The organism is Vibrio sp. JZG10 (assembly GCF_054064075.1).
Genome location: NZ_JBSUGE010000001.1, coordinates 194,377 through 212,584 on the forward strand (window position 1 = coordinate 194,377; position 18,208 = coordinate 212,584).

The window sequence follows — 18,208 nt, forward strand, 5'->3', positions numbered from 1 at the left end:
GTGCAGAAATCAACCACCTTTATTAACATCGTTTTTTGCAGTTTATCGAATAATACCTTTCCTATACCGTAATTTTCGAGCGTACCAATAGCTTTTTTATCAGCGTTTTCATAAGAAGTACGACGCTCTAGTGAAAGTCGAAAATCGCGTCAAAGGAAGTTATTATGAAAAGTCTTATCTCAGTGAGTGTTTTATCTATATTGTCTTTCGGTGCCCATGCTAAGCGTCAATCCAGTGAACCCATCAAGGTCATCGAACCCATTACTGAGATCGACTGTAAAAATATTGAATTGGGTAAAACGCTATGGTTTGAGCCTTGGCTGTCGACGTCGAACATCATTTCTTGTGACTCTTGCCATAACATCGCGAAAGGTAGTGTTGATAACTTATTAAGCTCAATTGGTTACCAATGAACCATTGGCCCGATTAACTCACCTACGGTGTTTAATTCAGATTTGAATTTCGTGCAGTTTTGGAATGGACGAGCAAAAGATCCGCAATAGGGCCTGCGGCTTGCTGGTCGACACTCTTCAATCTATCCCTCAATATCGCGAGTGGTTTCAGCAAATCCATGGAAGCGACAACATAACCATTGATAACGTAACCGATGCTATCGCGGCATTTGTACGCCAAACGCGCCATTTGATTTATGGTTGAAAGAGAACACACGATGCGCTCACCAAAGCACAGGTTGAAGGCTATCAACTGTTTAAACCGCTTGTCATAGCAGACCATTAGCTAGTGGAAAAATGTATCAAAAAATAGGGTTAGTGAAGCCATTTGCCACAGACACCCCAAATGTTGACCGCAAAGCCATTAGTTCGTATTCAAAGTCCCATCCTTACGTAACGTAGAATTCACCTACCCGTACTTCCATGATGGCTCAGTTTGTAATCTTCAGGAGGCGGTAGAAATGCTAGCCGATCTGCAACTTGGTCAAAAGCTAACGAAAGAATAGTCCACCAAAATCACTGAATTCTTACGTTCTCTAACAGGTGAGCAACCACGAATCACTTTACCCCACTTACCACCATCCACCCATGAAACTGCAAGGCCGAATATTTAAGATTTGCTCTATCTAATTGAAACTAATGGCATTCAGTAGGCAACATTTAAACGCTTTGTCTAACCAATATATGGAAAGGTACTGGTTCTTGGGGAATCTACAATCACCATCATCAACGCATGTCCCTACTAGTCGAAAGACCTTGTAGAGCCGCAGAATGGATTTATTGCAAACCTATCACTTTCTTGCTCTTTTTTTAGTGGCAACTAGCCATGAAGAGGGAAGCCCCCCTTCATGGCTAGACAAAAAATAAACTAAGCCACATTAACCGATTTAGTTAAACTATTGCTCTGAAAGAATTCATCATGTAATGCGCAAATCGCACGCTGATATTCTTTATCACCCACTACGAACTGAACGTTTACATTTCTCATTGATGAGTGAAGTGCAACTGGCGTTACGCCATTGTTCATCAAAGAAAGTACACCCTTCGCTAGTGTCTTGTTAGTGTCAATTTGAGAACCGATGGCTGAAATCAGCGCGACCATACGGCCTTTAATCGACGCATTCGGATAGCGTTTTTCAGCTTTATACAATACTTTGTTCAAGCTATCAGTACTGCCACCTAGATAGTAAGTAATAGAGTTCGCGTTCATCTCTTTACCAACTAAACTTACGCGAGCATCAGAGATAATTTCCATTAATTCGTAGCTAACGTTATCGGCTTTTCCCACCATCGCTTGGTCAAACAAATGCAGTGCAAACACTTTTTCTTTACCTGCGATAATTTCGACTTTGTCTTCTTCTGGGCGGTAGCTTGAAGAGATCAAAGTGCCTTCGTGTTCAGGTTCAAATGTATTTTTGATCTGTAGCTCAATACCACTCTCGCGTAAACCTGCGGCTGCATTTGGGTGAATCGCTTCCATGCCAAGGTTAGCAAGTTGGTCTGCTACGTCATAGTTTGTACTACCAATTGGCAAAACTTTTTCAGGACCAACAACACGCGGGTCTGCAGAGCTCAAGTGATATTCTTTGTGAATTACCGCTAAATCCGCTTTTGTTATCGCTGCAATTCGGCTAAATGTCATCTCACTATAACCTCGGTCATAAGTGTGCATTAGGCCTTCCTTACAGTAAGCATAACCTGTAACGATTGGCAGTTCTTTTGACACATCGATATCAGCAAACGCATCACTGATCGATTCATCAAGGCTTCTTGGCGCTTGATTGTCCCAACCGGACAGGTCAACGAACTTAGCGTTAATACCCATATTTTTTAGTTTCAGTGCCGTGTTGTAAGCACTGTGCGCCTCACCGATAGACGACAGAAACTCTCGAATTTGAGGCAAATACTGACGTAACGAAAACTGACCGTACTGACAAGTTTCTAAAATGTTCGCAATACAGTTTTTTGCTTCAGCAATACGTGAGCGAATGAATTTATCTGCACGGATACGATTCATTGGGTCCGCGAAAATATTTTCATTTGTGAGCAGCATACGGCTTTCTACATATGCTAGCGCTTCTTCCCATTTGTCATCACGTTTCGCGATAAGCTGATAAACACCTGGCTTACTGGTTTTTTTACATTCGAGTAGCGCGTCGGTCATACCGCCGTATGCAGAGACGACAAAGATACGATTGTATGGCGATTTAGGACGAAGAATAATGTTGTCGAGAACAGCATCAAATGCTGTCATTGATGTACCGCCGATTTTTTCTACGGTAAATGTCATGATAAGCCTTTTTTGATTGGTAACTTTAAAAGAAAAAAGAAGAGATAGTTGATCGTGGGGTGACAAGCACCCCACCTCTATCTTTTAGTCAACGAGAGGATAAACACCGTTTTCATCGTGCACTTCAGCGCCGGTAATTGGTGGGTTGAATACACACGCCATTACCATTTCTTTATTCTTATAAGCTCTCAAGTAGTGCTCATCGTGTTTATCAAGGATGTATAACGTACCCGGTTTAATCGGATAAGTTTCTCCACCAACGACTTCAATTTCACCTTCACCGCTCATACAAAAAACCGATTCTAGGTGATTTTGATAGTGAATGTGTGTTTCAGTACCTTCATAAATCGTAGTAATGTGGAAAGAAAAACCCATGTTGTCATCTTTCAACAACATACGGACACTTTCCCAGTTATCTGAAACCACACGTCGCTCACTGTTGCGACACTCATCGAGTGTTCTGACGATCATAATTAATAATCCTTATTAAGATGCTTGTTTGAAATGTTTCGCAGCGATGGTTTCCACTGCACTTTCAAAGATGCTTAGTCCTTGGTCTAGTTCTGACTCGCTAATCGTAAGTGGGCAGAAGAACTTAACGACTTCGTCGTCAGGGCCAGCTGTCTCAATTACCATTCCGTTTTCGAAACAGTTTTTCGCGATTTCAGATGCCATATCACCGTTGATACACTCAATACCAACCATCATGCCGCGACCTTTTTTCTGTACAAACATTTGTGGGAAGCGACGAACGCAGCGATCAATAACAGCACTTACTTTGTCTGAACACTGCTTGATGTGTGTTTCAAAATCATCATTTGCCCAATAAATTTCTAATGCTTTCGCCGCGGTAATAAATGCATGGTTGTTGCCACGGAACGTGCCGTTATGCTCACCTGGCTTCCACTGGTCTAGCTCTGGTTTAAGTAGAACGACGGCCATTGGCAAACCGTAACCACCGATCGATTTCGATAGCGTCACGATATCTGGTTGAATACCTGACGGCTCAAAGCTAAAGAAAGTACCTGTGCGTCCACAACCAGCTTGAATGTCATCGACAATCACAAGAATGTCATTGGCTTTACAGATTTTGCTCAAACGTTGTAACCACTCGTTTGAAGCAGCATTTAAACCACCCTCGCCCTGCACAGTTTCAAGAAGTACAGCGGCTGGTTTATCCATACCTGCAGAGTTGTCGTTTAGCATGGTTTCGAACAATGCTAGACCATCAACGCCAGCGTAACCTTCAAATGGAATACGAGTGACGTTACTTAAGCTAGAACCGTTACCTTGTCTGTGATGCTGGTTACCCGTTGCAGCCAGTGCGCCAGCTGTACAACCGTGGAAACCGTTGGTAAATGCAACAACGCTGTCGCGACCTTTTACTTTTTTCGCTAACTTAAGTGCTGCCTCAACGGCGTTAGTACCGGTTGGGCCAGTAAACTGAACTTTGTAGTCCAAGTTTCTTGGTTTAAGGATGTAAGTATCCAACGCTTCAAGAAACGATGCTTTCGCTTCTGAGTGCATATCCAAACCGTGAGTAATACCGTCCATCTCAATGTACTCAAGCAGTGCTTGCTTAAGTACTGGGTTGTTATGGCCGTAATTTAGAGATCCCGCTCCAGCAAGGAAGTCTAAGTATCGTTCACCTTGTTCTGTTTCCAGCCAGCAGCCTTTCGCTTTACGAAAAACGACTGGGAAATTGTTTGAATATGAGCGTACGTTGGATTCCTGCTTTTTGAAAATATCCATGATGAGACCGTTTTTAATTCCTATTGTTTGAGGATTATTTGAGAGGAATGCGATACAAATATTCTGTATCGTGTTTGCCTTTAAAGTGGGCTTCTTCGTCCAAAAATGTGCTTACTTGGCCAGAGTTGCCGTTCATCGCATCTAACTTTTTGAACAATGCCCAAGAGGCTTTATTATCTTCCGTGATGGTAGTTTCTACCGATTTAACACCGCCCAATTCCTCTCGGGTGAGAAGTTCTTTCAACATGCGGAATGCTAAACCGTGACCTCTAAAGCGAGGTGAGACTGCAACTTGCCAGACAAATAAAACGTCTTGCTCGTCTGGTTTCTGATAACCGGAAATGAAACCTGCGATTTCGCCTTTTTGCTCAACCAAAATACTGGTTTTGCTGAAATGCGTAGACTGTAGGAAATTGCAATAAGATGAGTTCATGTCCAATGGAGGACAGTCTGCAATTAAGCTGTAAATGTCGTCACCATCAGAGATTTTAGGCTCACGAAAAATCCATTTTTTACTTGAGTCTTCTCCAATCTCTGGATAAAGAACCCAAGGTGCTGATGTGATCATGTGGAAATACATATCCTTTGAGGTCTAATTAAATTTCCTTTTTATTATGGGCATTCCTCGCGACTAAAAATCAAATAATCCGCCTTTTTATCGATATTTTTGTGATAGAGATCACAATAATATGCCATTTAACCAAATCTTAAAATAGTTCGAGGTCTAATTTATTAAAAAATCACTTAAAGAATAAGTATAAAAAACGAACAGAAAAAACTGTCCTCCATGGTCTTCATTTCTCAGCAAAAATTCAAAAATAAAAAAAGCGGCATGCTTTCGCATGCCGCTTTATTCAAATATTTAACTGCTGATGTTGGTTATTTCGATTTCTTCTTAGAAACCGCTTTTGGACGAGGTTCATCCATCAGGCCTTTTACTAGGGAAACCGTTGCAACAAGCAGAACAATCGTAAATGGTAGGCCTGTGGTCACGGCCATTGCTTGAGCTGCCGCTAGGCCACCACCAAGCATCAATGCAATCGCAACTAAGCCTTCAAACGTACACCAGAACACGCGTTGAGGCGTTGGCGCATCGACCTTACCGCCCGCAGCAATAGTATCAATAACCAGTGAACCAGAGTCTGAAGAGGTAATGAAGAATACCACCACCAAAATAATACCGACGAAAGATGTAATTTCAGCTAGCGGCATCACATCTAACATGGCAAATAGTTTTAACGGTAATTCCGCGTTGAACACGGCTTCATAACCATCGCTCACGTATTGGCTTATAGCGTTACCACCAAAAGCGGTCATCCATAACACACAAACAGAAGAAGGGATAAGGATAACGCAAATAATGAACTCACGAACTGAACGACCACGAGATACACGCGCAATGAACATACCGACAAATGGTGACCAAGAAATCCACCAAGCCCAGTAGAATGCTGTCCAACCTTGAGAATAGTTTACGTCTTCTCGTCCAAATGGCATTGATAGGGCAGGAATATTAGCCACATATGACACTATATTTTCGAAGAAGCCCGTTAAAATCGCGATCGTCGGGCCGACAACAATAACGAAAAGCAGTAAAAGCGCAGCGAGACCCATGTTGATCTCAGATAAGATTTTCACGCCTTTGTCTAGTCCCGCAACAACTGAGATTAAAGCGAGTGCGGTGATGCCAATAATCAATAGTACCTGCGTAGTATTCGTCATTGGAACATCAAATAGGAAGTTCAAACCCGTTGCGGCTTGAGACGCACCGTAACCTAGGGACGTTGCCAGACCAAAAACTGTCGCTACAACGGCAAGAATGTCGATAATGTGACCAGTCCAACCCCATACACGCTCACCAAACAGTGGGTAAAAAATGGATCGCATGGTAAGTGGTAAGCCTTTGTTAAACGAGAAAATCGCCAAACCAAGGGCCAATAGCGCATAGATTGACCACGGATGAAGCGCCCAGTGGTAAATCGTCGCCGCCATGCCTAGTGCAGATGCAGCACTTGCATCGCCTTCTGCACCACCTAAAGGGGCCCAGTCAGTACGAACACCATTCTCAACGTTCACGCCACCAATAGCAGAACTAAAATGAGACATAGGTTCTGATACACCAAAGAACACCAGACCGATACCCATACCTGCTGCAAAGAGCATTGCCAGCCAACCCGCATAGGAATAATCTGGCGTCGCTTCTGTACCGCCGATTCGTACACGACCTAGCGGTGTAAAAATCAACCCAACACAGACAATGACAAAAATATTACCAGATGCGAGAAAGAACCAATCCAAATGGTGTAACAAACCCGCTCTTAGATCTGCGAAAAACGGCTCTACCTGTTCTCGAAATAATAGTGTTACTACAACAAATAGGATGATTGCTAAACCAGAAATTGCAAAAACACGGTTATGAATATCAAGGCCAAACGGGCCTACTTTTAACGCGACGTTATCCTGACCAATTTGATAGTCAGTGTCTATCGCGTTTACCTTTCCATCGGGGCGTTGAATGCCACCGTTATTATCGGTGCTCACGGATAATCTCCTTAAAAATACGTGACCAAATTTAAATTACTTTCGTCGGAGTTTGAGTGATGAAACCTCCCATCACTACCAAGCACATGTTCAAAAAACATAGTTCTTATAAGCGGTTACTCAGTCCGCCATCATAATCGCAAAGCCCCCTACCTTTCATTGCATTTTATTGTCTTCATCATAAACAACGCTTATTGCCAAATCGAAGAGATTGGCATGCTTCGATTAAAATGATATTGCAACTGTGCTTGAAACAGTTCAGCAGTTGCCAGCGCATCGGTCAAAGCATGATGAGGTTGATAAGCAGGAAGGCGATACCTTTCACGAGCATGCCCCAGCCTGACAGAGCCTGGCTTCTTACCTTTTAACTTATTGAATAGGCCACTGCATTCACGGCGCTGTATCGCGTGTTCAATGTCTAGCGTATCGACAACGGGAAACTGTATCCCCTCCCCAATGCTATTTAGCAACGCGTTATTAAAAAACTGCCTTTCGATATTTTTATAATGAACAAGCACAACTTTGCCTGACAGCGCATCCAATATTTCCCCTAAAATGTGGGTTAATTGGGGTGCGTTTTTGACTTCAGAATCAGTGATGCCATGAATCACGACTGACTCTTCGTTTAACTCACGATTAGGGTTAACAACCCAATGCGCAGAGCCACTACATTGAACACGATCAATGGTAAACGGCACAAGTCCAATCGTGAGAATTGCATCCTCTTCCGCATTCAAACCTGTCGTTTCAAAATCTACCGAGACAAATGGCACTTCCTCAACTGGGGTTTCCCCATTAACCATCGGTGTCGAGTAATAACGTTTGAGCCTCTCGTCTCTTGCTTCTTTCTCGAGCTGTTTGAATAACGTTGACCACTCTGGCGTCCGAGACGTATCCAACAACGGCTGATCTTTTGCTGCCTTTTTTGAGAACCACATTACTTGCTACTTCTCTGGTATCGGAACTTGATGAAGTTCTGTGCATTACTAAGGATTTGGAAAGCAGCTTTTAAGTTTCGGCGCTCAAACTCTGACATGTTCTCTGGCTCAATGTTGTTATCTGGTTCATCTCCATTTTCGATATCGAGTGCTTGATGACGAATTCGAACCATGTAGATCAATTCCATTGCATCCCTCAAGTCCATTCCTCGACCTTTAGGTAAAATGCCCGCATCATTGATATCGTCTAAACGGTCAAACGAGTTTTGCGAACGGGAACCAATTGCCAATGAATGTACTCGAATCAAATCTGCCAATGGCGCAGTTCCTCTTCTTTTCAAGTTAATAGAATTGCGGTGACGACCATCTTTTTCCATAACAAAATCTTTGAAGAAGCCCAATGGCGGTGTACGACGTATCGCGTTGTAAGCCATACATGCAAGGAAGCGGTTATTTCTTTTCGCGCGCCTAACAATAAAGCTGCTTAATTGTTCCGCCCACTTCACTCGCCCATGAACACCTAATAAATCAAAAAAGATATTACTGTTTAACAACCTTTCAGGAGTTGGGTTATCTATCCAGTTGCCAAAGCACTCTTCCCACTCCGATCGGGTTTTTCGCCACTCTGGATTGGTTGCCATAATGTCGCCAGTACAGTAAGCATAGCCGCATGCTGCTAAACCATCACAAACAAATTTGGCAAACTTTTCAAAGTACTCCCCGTGCATCTCAACATCATAACTGTTGTCGAGAATAAGGGCGTTGTCTTGGTCCGTTACAATTAACTGCTCATCCCTGGCCATCGATCCCATAGCGACCAAACAATACGGAATTGGCGCAGGGCCAAGCTCTTGTTCTGCTAATTCAGCCAAACGCTGTTTAAAGCTACTACCAATGACCGACATGGCTCGACCAATCATATGAGCGTTGGCATCTTCATTCACCATTCGTACAAAGCAGTCTTTCACTTGTTCAGAAACTTGTTTGAGATCTTCAACGCTGGTTTGTTGGAAGATAGAGCTAACGAGCAGCAAGCTGTTTTGAGATTCATAACGGACAATATCCGTCATGCCAATAATTCCTATCGGCTTTTTATCTTTTAAAATTGGGAGATGGTGCACGTTGTAGCGCAACATGGTTAACATGGCTTCAAAGACATAAGCGTTGTAATCCAGAGACACCACGTCATAACTCATGACCTCACTCACTGGGATATTGGTATCAATGCCCTGAGCTAATACGCGAATACATAGATCGCGATCAGTCAATATTCCAAGTAGTTGTTCATCGTCTTCTTCTGTGAGTTCTTCTGCTGGGCGAACAATAAGCAAAGAGGTGACATTTTCCTCCGCCATCAGTATCGCGGCTTCTTGAATCGATGCCGTCGCCTCCAACGTTACCGGATCTCTCGCTAAGATCTTACGTGCTTTGGCAGTGGTAAAGTCATTACTTTCTGAGCGGCTGGATATTGCGCTTCGCAAGCGCGCGCTGTCTTCCAGTTCCATATAGTCAGCAAAGTTTTCAAACTCATCACAAAGCTCGTTGAAAATATCCTCCGGAATACAGTAAACCAAGGTGTCTTCTATCGCTTTGGCAGGCATACGCACACGGTTGTTCATTAACAACCCCATCTGTCCAAACAGTCCACCAGCGTCAATCCTGTTATAGAGTTCGCCTTTACGTCGGTAGATCTCCACAGCGCCGCTTCTCACCATATATAAGTCGCGGATCGTGTCTCCAAAATTGAGTATCTCTGTGCCTTGCCGAAAGTATGCAACCTCGGCATTTAGAGCGATCTTTTTTAACTGCTCTTCGGGTAGATCATCGAAAGGTGGGTACTGGCTAATGAAGTTGAGCACTTCTAACTGTTCGGCTTCCATCTTTTATTCCATACGTTGCCTAAACTACAGCGATAAATATCACCAAGATTGAAATCAATCAATGAATAAATCTAAGAATAACAACACCTAACCTAGTTCGCAGAATAAAACTCCAACCAAAAATTAGAGCTCTAATGTTTTTAAATATAGACCTCTAATCTATTTCTCCTTATAGCTATGCAGATGGGCTGAGTTGAAATGTACTAAAAACTTCAAAATAAATTCAAACCAATGTCATGGAAAAGTTACGCAAAGACAAGACTAACCATAAGTATCTATTTTTGTTAATAAAAACACCATTTAGCCACACCTACTTAATTGTTCATTGTATGCACATAAAACCCAGTTAACCGAACCCCATTCGTTGAAAGTTGAACTAAAATTAATTAGAGTACAAATCGTTAAACAGTTATAAACACACAAGAAAGGACAGATAACATGGATCCCATACTGGAAGTTAAGGGACTGTATAAAGTGTTTGGAGAAGACCCAGAAAGAGCCTTCTCGCTTATCGAAAAAGGTATCGATAAGGATGGTATTTTTGAACAGACAGGTTTAACAGTCGGCGTAAACGATGTATCTCTCACCATTAACGAAGGTGAAATTTTCGTAATCATGGGGCTTTCTGGTTCGGGAAAATCTACTCTCGTTCGACTCCTAAACCGACTCATTGAGCCAACGAAAGGCAGTGTTTATCTCAAAGGGAAAGATATTGCCCATATCTCTGAAGACGAACTTCGAGAAGTTCGTCGCAACAATATCTCAATGGTGTTTCAAAGTTTCGCACTTATGCCTCACATGACGGTGATCGAAAACGCTGCATTCGGTTTAGAACTTGCTGGCATTGATGTTAATGAACGTCAGAAAAGTGCCCTTTCCGCCTTGGAAAGAGTTGGCTTAGACCCTTATGCAGAATCTTTCCCTGACGAGTTATCCGGTGGTATGAAACAGCGCGTGGGTCTAGCAAGGGCATTGGCTTGTGACCCAGACATTCTATTAATGGACGAGGCGTTTTCCGCTTTAGACCCATTAATCCGTTCTGAGATGCAGGATGAGCTTATTCGTCTACAAAACGATGACAAACGCACAATTGTCTTCATATCTCATGACTTGGACGAAGCAATGCGTATTGGTGATCGTATCGCCATCATGCAAAACGGTGAGGTTGTTCAGGTTGGCACACCTGATGAAATATTGCACAGCCCAGCAAATGATTATGTCGAAGCGTTTTTCCGCGGCGTAAACATCGCAAGTGTCTTGACAGCAAAAGATATCGCTCGCAAGAAGCCAGCCGCCGTCTTTAAGAAATCGGAAAATGATGGTCCAGGCTCTGCGATGCAGATTCTGATGGATCATGACCGTGATTACGGCATTGTCGTGGATAAATCTAGCCGATATTCCGGCATCGTGTCTCTTGACTCACTACGTTTGGCTCACAAAGAAAACCGCTCTCTAGCCAGTGCTCAATTGACGGATGAAGTCACTCTTCAGCCAGAACAGTCAATCAATGACATTTTGGGGCTAGTTGCAGGCGTTCCTTATGCCGTACCTGTCGTTGATGAGCAAGGTACTTACTTTGGTGTCGTGACTAAATCACGTCTTCTACAAACACTAGATAAGGATTAACACGATGTCTTCAGAGCAAACTAACAATGATCCCTGGTCGAATACCGCTCCTGCACAAGATGATCCTTGGTCACAAGGTGCAGGTGCTGACGCTGCCCCAAGTAATGACTGGTTAAGCTCAGAAACTGTAGAGCAAGCGCCATTCGACATTATGAACCCATTCCAAGATGCGGTTCTACCACTTGATAGCTGGGTAGAATCGGGATTGAACTGGTTGGTGGAACATGGTCGCCCCGTTTTCCAAGCAATTCGAGTTCCAATCGACTTTATTCTTACCTCGTTTGAAACTGCTTTGGTGTCCACACCTGCGCCCATCATGGTGCTCATTTTATTTTTGCTGGCGTGGCAGTTTTCCAATGTAAAACTCGGTTTTTCAACGCTTGTATCCCTTGTTTTTATCGGCCTAATTGGTGCTTGGTCACAGGCGATGACAACGCTCGCACTGGTTTTAACCGCCGTCTTCTTCTGTTTGCTTATCGGGCTACCGATGGGGATATGGTTGGCGAGAAGCCAAACCGCAGCCAAATTTGTTAGACCAATACTCGATGCAATGCAAACGACCCCCGCGTTCGTTTATCTAGTGCCAATCGTTATGCTATTCGGTATTGGTAACGTTCCTGGCGTTGTAGTAACCATCATTTTCGCACTGCCTCCCGTTGTGCGCCTGACTATTTTAGGGATTCAGCAAGTACCTGAAGAGCTGATCGAAGCGGGCCACTCTTTCGGGGCAAACAAAAAACAGATGCTTTACCGCATCCAATTGCCATTGGCGTTACCAACGATTATGGCAGGGGTAAACCAAACCTTGATGCTTTCACTTTCTATGGTCGTGATCGCTTCAATGATTGCGGTTGGCGGCTTGGGGCAAATGGTACTTCGTGGTATCGGCCGACTTGATATGGGTCTTGCTGCTGTCGGTGGCTTAGGCATCGTAATTCTTGCCATTTTATTAGACCGTATTACCCAAGTATTAGGGGTTAATGCGGGTAACACCAAGCTTCGCTGGTATCACACAGGTCCTGTTTCATACCTATTAAAACTGAAAACAAAGACGAACCAAGACGATCTAAAACTTAGGAGAAACATCAATGAATAATTCATGGAAGAAAGCGCTCTCTGTTGGAGCTCTAAGTACTATCGCATTTTCAACTTATGGTGTGGCAAGCGAACTACCGGGTGAAGGTGTGACTGTTCAGCCAGTTCAATCAACCGTTGCAGAGGAAACGTTTCAAACATTGATCGTAAACCGTGCACTTGAAGAGCTTGGTTACGATGTAAAACCAACTAAAGAAGTGGATTACAACGTAGGCTATACCTCTATTGCTAAAGGCGACGCCACTTTCTTAGCAGTAGGTTGGTTCCCTCTTCACGCCGATAAGTACACGATGTCTGGCGGTGATGATAAGTTTTTCCGCAAAGGTCAATATGTAAGTGGTGCTGCGCAAGGTTACTTGATCGATAAAAAAACCGCTGAAAAATATGGCATCACAAATATTGGTCAATTAAAAGACCCAAAACTGGCGAAGCTTTTCGATGCCAACGGTGACGGTAAAGCGGACTTAACAGGTTGTAACCCAGGTTGGGGTTGTGAAATGGTCGTTGAGCATCAGTTGGATGCGTTCAAGCTTCGTGACACAGTAACGCACAACCAAGGTAACTACGCTGCGATTATCGCTGACACGATTTCTCGTTACAAAAAAGGCGATCCGATTCTTTACTACACTTGGACACCTTACTGGGTAAGTGGCGTCTTAGTTCCGGGTAAAGATGTTGTTTGGTTAGAAGTGCCATTCTCTTCACTTCCTGGTGAGCGTAAGGACATCGACACAACACTAGAGAACGGTAAGAACTACGGCTTTGAGATGAACTCTATGCGCATCGTTGCGAACAAAGAGTTTACTGAAAAGAACCCAGCAGCAGCGAAGCTGTTTGAAATCATCAAGCTAAACATCAATGATGTTAGTGCGCAGAATATGATGATGAGCCAAGGTAAGAACAGCTCAGCAGACATCGAGTCTCATGTAAATGGCTGGATCAAAGCGAACCAGAAAAAGTTCGACGCATGGGTAGACGAAGCTAAAAAAGCAGCCATGTAATCGGCACAACCATTAAAATACGTGACACCTAACTTTAGAGCCAACCGATCACATCGGTTGGCTCTAATTTTATTCACCGTAGTAAAAAGGGTTACAACAATATTGAGCCCTGCTCCTAAGTATTTTCTTAAAGTTTCTACTTAATTTCATTCCTTAAGAGTTTCTTAAGTTTCGCGTTTTATTTTGTTGATAACCAATCAAACAAAGGAAGCGCTCATGAAACACCATGCACAAATTTCTGTAGATGGCTTTACTTTAGACATCGTCTATCCAATGCATCCGCTTTGGAGCCAAGTTATCGAGCATGTTTCTCAGCGTTATCAAGAAGCATTCTTTGCCGAGCTCAAACAGTTTATGCCGGCGTATTTAACCCTCATTGACGGCGGTCAAATTATTTCCGTATGCGGCTTTCGCATCGCCGAAGATGAACCTTTGTTCCTTGAACAGTATTTAGAAGACGACGCCCAAAAGCTGGTTTCTAACGTATTTAACTGCGACGTAAAACGTTCGAACTTAGTGGAATTCGGTCACTTGGCATCTTTCGCTAAGGGCATGTCGTCTCTGCACTTCTACCTCATCGCAGAAATGCTGGTCAATCTCGGTTTTGAATGGTGCATCTTCACCGCGACAGACCCTCTTCACGCAATGATGGCGCGTCTAGGATTGGAGCCTCATATCATCGCGCAGGCCGATCAAAATAAAGTCCCCGATGCCGAGTCCACTTGGGGGGCGTACTACGAGCATCAACCGCGTGTGTTAGCTGGCAATTTGCAAAGAGGACTCGAACGCCTTCGATTAGTCCAAGAAAAAAAACGTAAACAAGCCTAGATAGAAAAGTAAACGTCGTTAAAACCGCAAACACAACCAGAACAACTTGGTTAAAAACCACGCCAGAATATAGGTGACGTATGAATATTCTCCTCGATGCCATTACAAAATGGGCAAAAACGACACCAGGCCGAGTAGCACTTGTCGGCTACGAAGCAAATCAAACCGTTGAACTGACTTACTCTGAATTGTTAAACAAGATCGAACTCGTTGCCGCCGAACTTATTGCACAGAACATCAAAGCACTCGCGCTACGCGCAGAAAACAGCATTAATTGGGCCATTGTTGATTTGGCGGCGATGGCGGCAGACATAGTCGTCGTACCTATTCCGACTTTTTTCTCTGATGCACAGGTTGAACATACGTTAGAGCAATCACGCGTCGATGCTTTAGTCGGCGATTGGCAAGCATGGTTGGCTTCTAACCCTAAGCAAAGCTTTAATCAGCAAGACCATCCGTTTTCCATTACCAATTTGCCTTTGCTGCGTCGTAACCAGTTGGGAGATGAAGATACACAGGCAGCTTATCTACCAGAAACCGGAAAAATCACATTTACGTCTGGCTCGACTGGTCAGCCTAAAGGCGTGTGTTTAAGCAATGATCATTTGTGTTTGGTGGCGAAATCGCTCGCCGATGCAGTAAACGGCACGGCGCACTCGCACTTAGTGCTGCTTCCGTTATCGACACTTCTCGAGAACATAACCGGCGTTTATGTTCCACTCATGTTGGGCGTGACGTCATATATTTTACCCGGAGAGCAAACCGGCCTACTCGGTTCGAGCCAACTCGAACCGGGTTTGTTTGCACAAGCATTAGCGACCATCAAACCAGAAAGCCTAGTGCTAACACCGGCTTTATTGCTTGCGCTCATTCACATCGCGAAACAACAGCCCTCTCTTGTGGATTCTCTAAAATTTGTCGCCGTTGGCGGCGCAAGAGTGTCGTCGCAACTGATTAACACCGCGCATGCGCTGAACATCCCTGCGTTTGAAGGTTATGGCTTGTCTGAATGTGGCTCCGTCGTTTGTTTGAATATACCAGCCGCATTTAAAGCAGGAACGTGTGGCAAACCACTTCCCCACGCTCAGATTCGTATCGCGGAAGATGGTGAACTGCTCGTCAAAGGCAACGTTGCTCTTGGTTATTTGAATGAGCCGTTTACTCAAGAATGGTTAGCAACTGGCGACTTAGCCCAAATCGACGCGCAAGGTTTTGTCACTCTCTCGGGGCGCAAGAAGAACCTTATCGTCACCGCGTATGGCAGAAATGTCTCACCGGAATGGATTGAATCAGAAGCGTTGGCGTTTTTGCCGATGACGCCACTGATCGTTACAGGCGATAGCCAACAAACATTATGTGCTGTCATTGCCAATAGCGAAGACGTCGAAGCAAAGGTTCATGTATTAAACCGAACCCTACCCGATTACGCTCAAATCCGAACCTTATTGCTGCTGGACAACCCACGAGCCATCTCTGGTTGGTACGCGGATAACGGCAAGCTCAAACGAAATCAAATCGAACATGATGTGGCTCAGTTATTAGCGAGCACAACGCCTGAATTAACGCTGCAAGCGCAAAAGCTCCAACGCATCGATTTGCCCTTCCAGCAACACATTGCGTCTTTCCAAACTGCATCTTAGTTAACGGCTTCTTAAGGAGAAGGTTATGACTTTATTTTTCGAACAACTCAAACAAAGCACTGCCGCTGCTCAACAAGCAATGTTAACTGCGCCAGTCATCGCAGAAGTTCAACAAGGCAACATTTCCAAAGATATGTATATCGCCTTTCTAACCCAAGCTTACCATCACGTTAAGCACACTGTTCCCTTGCTGATGGCGTGTGGAGGCCGACTATCTGGCGAATACGAATGGGTACGAGATGCCATTGCCGAGTACATCGAGGAAGAGAAAGGCCATCAAGAATGGATTTTAAATGACATCAAAGCGTGCGGCGGCGATGCCGAAGCAGTGCGCAGTAACAAAGATGTAGGTCAAGTAGGTGCACCGATTGAACTGATGGTTTCCTACCTTTACCACAACATTGACCGCCACAACCCACTCGCGCTGTTTGGCATGGTGTGGGTATTAGAAGGCACCAGCGTCGGCATTGGTGGCCAAATGGCAGAAAAAATCCAGTCAACGCTAAGCCTACCGCCTTCAGCAATGACTTACCTAATTTCACACAGCGTGTTAGACCAAGATCATCTGCAATTTTTTGAATCACTGATGAACAAAATCACCAAAGTGGAAGATCAACAAGTCATCATCGACTCCGCAAGAATGGTGTTCGCATTGTACGGACAAATGCTGCGCTCTTTGCCTTCCTTCTCAACCCAACAAGCGGCGTGAGGTGAGGCATGAACATTAACAACAGCACCATTCTCCTGACAGGCGCAACGGGTGGAATTGGGCAAGCCATCGCGCAAGAGTTAGCAAAGCGCGGTGTCAGCCTCATTCTTGTTGGACGAAACGAAGAAAGCTTGCAAGCACTACAGCGTGAACTGTCAAATCCAGAACGTCATGACGTAGTCGTTGCAGACATCACCTCATCAGAAGGATTAACAACGATTAAAGATCGAGCGCGTCAACATCAAAAAGTGGACGCACTGATTAACAATGCGGGTAGCAACGATTTCTCGTTGTTAAGCCACAAACGACCAACGCAGATTGCAGACGAAATCCAACTCAATCTCGTCGCGCCGATGCTGCTGTGCCAGTCGGCGTTAACGTGGTTAAAACAGCCTGGGGTGATTCTCAATATTGGTTCAACATTCGGCTCAATTGGCTACCCTGGCTATACCTCCTATTGCGCGGCAAAAGCGGGATTGCACCGGTTTACCGAATCGCTCGACAGAGAGCTGTTCGCAACCGGAATCCGTGCGCTGTATTTGGCACCAAGAGCGACAGAAACCTCACTCAATAGCGATGCCGTCAATGAAATGAATCGACAACTGGGTAACAAAACGGACTCGCCGCAAGTTGTAGCCGATCACGTTGTCACCATGTTGGAAAAAGAAATTTCCGCGAAATGGATTGGTTGGCCAGAAAAGCTTTTTGCTCGCATCAATCAATTGCTTCCAAGTGTGGTTTCTTCTGCGATTCGTAAGCAACAAGAAACCATTCACCAGTACGTAAACCGAGTCAGTCACTGAAGAGGACATGGACGATGAATACCAAACAACTACTTTGCGCTTTGACGATTTGTTCAACGTTAGCTTCGACCGCTGCGTTGGCAGGTAATGCTCCACTGCAACAGGTTCAAAAGAAATGGGCGGAATGTCAGTACAGCACGCCTGACGATGACGAAAAGGAACAATGCTTCCATCGCGCGATTGCCAAAACCAGTATTTATCTCGACAGAGAACCCGGCAATCCCGAACTCACTGTTTGGCTGGCAATCAATAAAGCATCGCTGGCTGGTGCTCAAGGTGGCTTAGGTGCACTATCACTCGCCAAAGAAGCCAAATCTTTACTCGAAGGGGTAATTGCAACGTCTCCGCAAACGCTTGATGGCTCTGCATACACCAGTTTAGGTTCTTTGTATTACAAAGTTCCGGGGTGGCCAATTGGCTTTGGTGATGACGATAAAGCCGAAGAAATGTTGAAAAAAGCGTTAGAGATCAATCCAAAAGGCATCGATCCGAACTATTTTTATGGAGACTTCCTTGCAGAAGAAGGTCGAGACAAGGAAGCGAAAGTGTATTTGACTCGCGCAATGCAGGCGTCACCTCGCCCTGACCGACCTTTGGCGGATAAAGGTCGAAAACTGGAAATTGAAGTGACTCTTGGGAGACTGAAATAAACC

15 protein-coding genes and 1 pseudogene are annotated in these 18,208 nt (G+C 44.4%); 9 read left to right on the plus strand and 7 right to left on the minus strand.

Features of this window, described 5'->3' with window-relative positions:
• The first annotated feature begins 164 nt into the window (after positions 1–164).
• Positions 165–1,066, plus strand: a pseudogene (locus ACWYVB_RS00905) (cytochrome-c peroxidase).
• Positions 1,067–1,320: 254 nt separating this feature from the next.
• Here the strand turns inward: ACWYVB_RS00905 and ACWYVB_RS00910 are convergent.
• The 7 genes from ACWYVB_RS00910 to ACWYVB_RS00940 form a co-directional block, all read right to left on the minus strand.
• Positions 1,321–2,742 (minus strand): aspartate kinase, encoded by a 1,422-nt coding sequence (locus ACWYVB_RS00910; RefSeq protein ID WP_005393366.1) that lies wholly within the window; start codon positions 2,740–2,742, stop codon positions 1,321–1,323.
• Positions 2,743–2,826: 84 nt separating this feature from the next.
• Positions 2,827–3,213 carry an ectoine synthase gene (locus tag ACWYVB_RS00915; RefSeq protein WP_005393369.1) on the minus strand — a complete coding sequence of 129 codons (387 nt, stop codon included), beginning with the start codon at positions 3,211–3,213 and terminating at the stop codon, positions 2,827–2,829.
• A gap of 15 nt (positions 3,214–3,228) precedes the next feature.
• Positions 3,229–4,494, minus strand: coding sequence for a diaminobutyrate--2-oxoglutarate transaminase (ectB, locus tag ACWYVB_RS00920; RefSeq protein WP_005393371.1), 1,266 nt, complete (start codon positions 4,492–4,494; stop codon positions 3,229–3,231).
• A 34-nt stretch (positions 4,495–4,528) separates the two neighbouring features.
• On the minus strand, positions 4,529–5,062 hold the full coding sequence (gene ectA / locus ACWYVB_RS00925) for a diaminobutyrate acetyltransferase (protein WP_005393379.1): 534 nt from the start codon (positions 5,060–5,062) through the stop codon (positions 4,529–4,531).
• Between the two features lie 311 nt (positions 5,063–5,373).
• Complete coding sequence (locus ACWYVB_RS00930) at positions 5,374–7,035, minus strand: BCCT family transporter (protein ID WP_005393381.1); 1,662 nt, start codon at positions 7,033–7,035, stop codon at positions 5,374–5,376.
• A gap of 191 nt (positions 7,036–7,226) precedes the next feature.
• Positions 7,227–7,973, minus strand: coding sequence for a 3'-5' exonuclease (locus ACWYVB_RS00935; protein ID WP_253643995.1), 747 nt, complete (start codon positions 7,971–7,973; stop codon positions 7,227–7,229).
• Entirely contained in the window at positions 7,973–9,853 is a 1,881-nt protein-coding gene (locus ACWYVB_RS00940; RefSeq protein ID WP_257897394.1) for a DUF294 nucleotidyltransferase-like domain-containing protein, read from the minus strand. The genes ACWYVB_RS00935 and ACWYVB_RS00940 overlap by 1 nt, the downstream gene beginning before the upstream one ends.
• A 438-nt stretch (positions 9,854–10,291) precedes the next feature.
• On the opposite strand from ACWYVB_RS00940, the gene proV reads away from it, so the two are divergent.
• From proV to ACWYVB_RS00980, 8 genes are all read left to right on the plus strand, one after another.
• The gene (gene proV, locus ACWYVB_RS00945; RefSeq protein ID WP_005393388.1) at positions 10,292–11,479 is read left to right on the plus strand and encodes a glycine betaine/L-proline ABC transporter ATP-binding protein ProV; all 1,188 of its coding nucleotides are present in this window, start codon (positions 10,292–10,294) and stop codon (positions 11,477–11,479) included.
• 4 nt (positions 11,480–11,483) lie between these two features.
• Positions 11,484–12,575 (plus strand): glycine betaine/L-proline ABC transporter permease ProW, encoded by a 1,092-nt coding sequence (proW, locus tag ACWYVB_RS00950; RefSeq protein ID WP_046874899.1) that lies wholly within the window; start codon positions 11,484–11,486, stop codon positions 12,573–12,575.
• Complete coding sequence (proX, locus tag ACWYVB_RS00955) at positions 12,568–13,575, plus strand: glycine betaine/L-proline ABC transporter substrate-binding protein ProX (protein ID WP_005393392.1); 1,008 nt, start codon at positions 12,568–12,570, stop codon at positions 13,573–13,575. Before proW ends, proX begins: the two co-directional genes overlap by 8 nt.
• Before the next feature lie 216 nt (positions 13,576–13,791).
• Positions 13,792–14,403 (plus strand): thermostable hemolysin, encoded by a 612-nt coding sequence (locus ACWYVB_RS00960; protein ID WP_457527596.1) that lies wholly within the window; start codon positions 13,792–13,794, stop codon positions 14,401–14,403.
• A gap of 80 nt (positions 14,404–14,483) precedes the next feature.
• Complete coding sequence (locus ACWYVB_RS00965) at positions 14,484–16,043, plus strand: AMP-binding protein (protein WP_457527597.1); 1,560 nt, start codon at positions 14,484–14,486, stop codon at positions 16,041–16,043.
• Positions 16,044–16,068: 25 nt separating this feature from the next.
• Positions 16,069–16,752, plus strand: a complete 684-nt coding sequence (locus tag ACWYVB_RS00970; RefSeq protein WP_457527599.1) for a TenA family transcriptional regulator — start codon at positions 16,069–16,071, stop codon at positions 16,750–16,752.
• A gap of 8 nt (positions 16,753–16,760) precedes the next feature.
• Positions 16,761–17,555: an SDR family oxidoreductase gene (locus ACWYVB_RS00975; RefSeq protein WP_164666127.1), complete on the plus strand. Its 795-nt coding sequence runs from the start codon at positions 16,761–16,763 to the stop codon at positions 17,553–17,555.
• Positions 17,556–17,569: 14 nt separating this feature from the next.
• On the plus strand, positions 17,570–18,205 hold the full coding sequence (locus ACWYVB_RS00980; RefSeq protein WP_457527601.1) for a tetratricopeptide repeat protein: 636 nt from the start codon (positions 17,570–17,572) through the stop codon (positions 18,203–18,205).
• Positions 18,206–18,208: the final 3 nt, after the last annotated feature.

Excerpts from the sequence above, each read along its gene's own strand:
- ACWYVB_RS00975 (WP_164666127.1), top strand. The coding sequence starts at position 16,761 with ATGAACATTAACAACAGCACCATTCTCCTGACAGGCGCAACGGGTGGA.
- ACWYVB_RS00915 (WP_005393369.1), bottom strand. The coding sequence starts at position 3,213 with ATGATCGTCAGAACACTCGATGAGTGTCGCAACAGTGAGCGACGTGTG.
- ACWYVB_RS00910 (WP_005393366.1), bottom strand. The coding sequence starts at position 2,742 with ATGACATTTACCGTAGAAAAAATCGGCGGTACATCAATGACAGCATTT.
- ACWYVB_RS00980 (WP_457527601.1), top strand. The coding sequence starts at position 17,570 with ATGAATACCAAACAACTACTTTGCGCTTTGACGATTTGTTCAACGTTA.
- ectB (WP_005393371.1), bottom strand. The coding sequence starts at position 4,494 with ATGGATATTTTCAAAAAGCAGGAATCCAACGTACGCTCATATTCAAAC.
- ACWYVB_RS00965 (WP_457527597.1), top strand. The coding sequence starts at position 14,484 with ATGAATATTCTCCTCGATGCCATTACAAAATGGGCAAAAACGACACCA.
- ACWYVB_RS00935 (WP_253643995.1), bottom strand. The coding sequence starts at position 7,973 with ATGTGGTTCTCAAAAAAGGCAGCAAAAGATCAGCCGTTGTTGGATACG.
- proV (WP_005393388.1), top strand. The coding sequence starts at position 10,292 with ATGGATCCCATACTGGAAGTTAAGGGACTGTATAAAGTGTTTGGAGAA.
- ACWYVB_RS00960 (WP_457527596.1), top strand. The coding sequence starts at position 13,792 with ATGAAACACCATGCACAAATTTCTGTAGATGGCTTTACTTTAGACATC.
- ectA (WP_005393379.1), bottom strand. The coding sequence starts at position 5,062 with ATGATCACATCAGCACCTTGGGTTCTTTATCCAGAGATTGGAGAAGAC.
- ACWYVB_RS00970 (WP_457527599.1), top strand. The coding sequence starts at position 16,069 with ATGACTTTATTTTTCGAACAACTCAAACAAAGCACTGCCGCTGCTCAA.
- proW (WP_046874899.1), top strand. The coding sequence starts at position 11,484 with ATGTCTTCAGAGCAAACTAACAATGATCCCTGGTCGAATACCGCTCCT.
- ACWYVB_RS00940 (WP_257897394.1), bottom strand. The coding sequence starts at position 9,853 with ATGGAAGCCGAACAGTTAGAAGTGCTCAACTTCATTAGCCAGTACCCA.
- proX (WP_005393392.1), top strand. The coding sequence starts at position 12,568 with ATGAATAATTCATGGAAGAAAGCGCTCTCTGTTGGAGCTCTAAGTACT.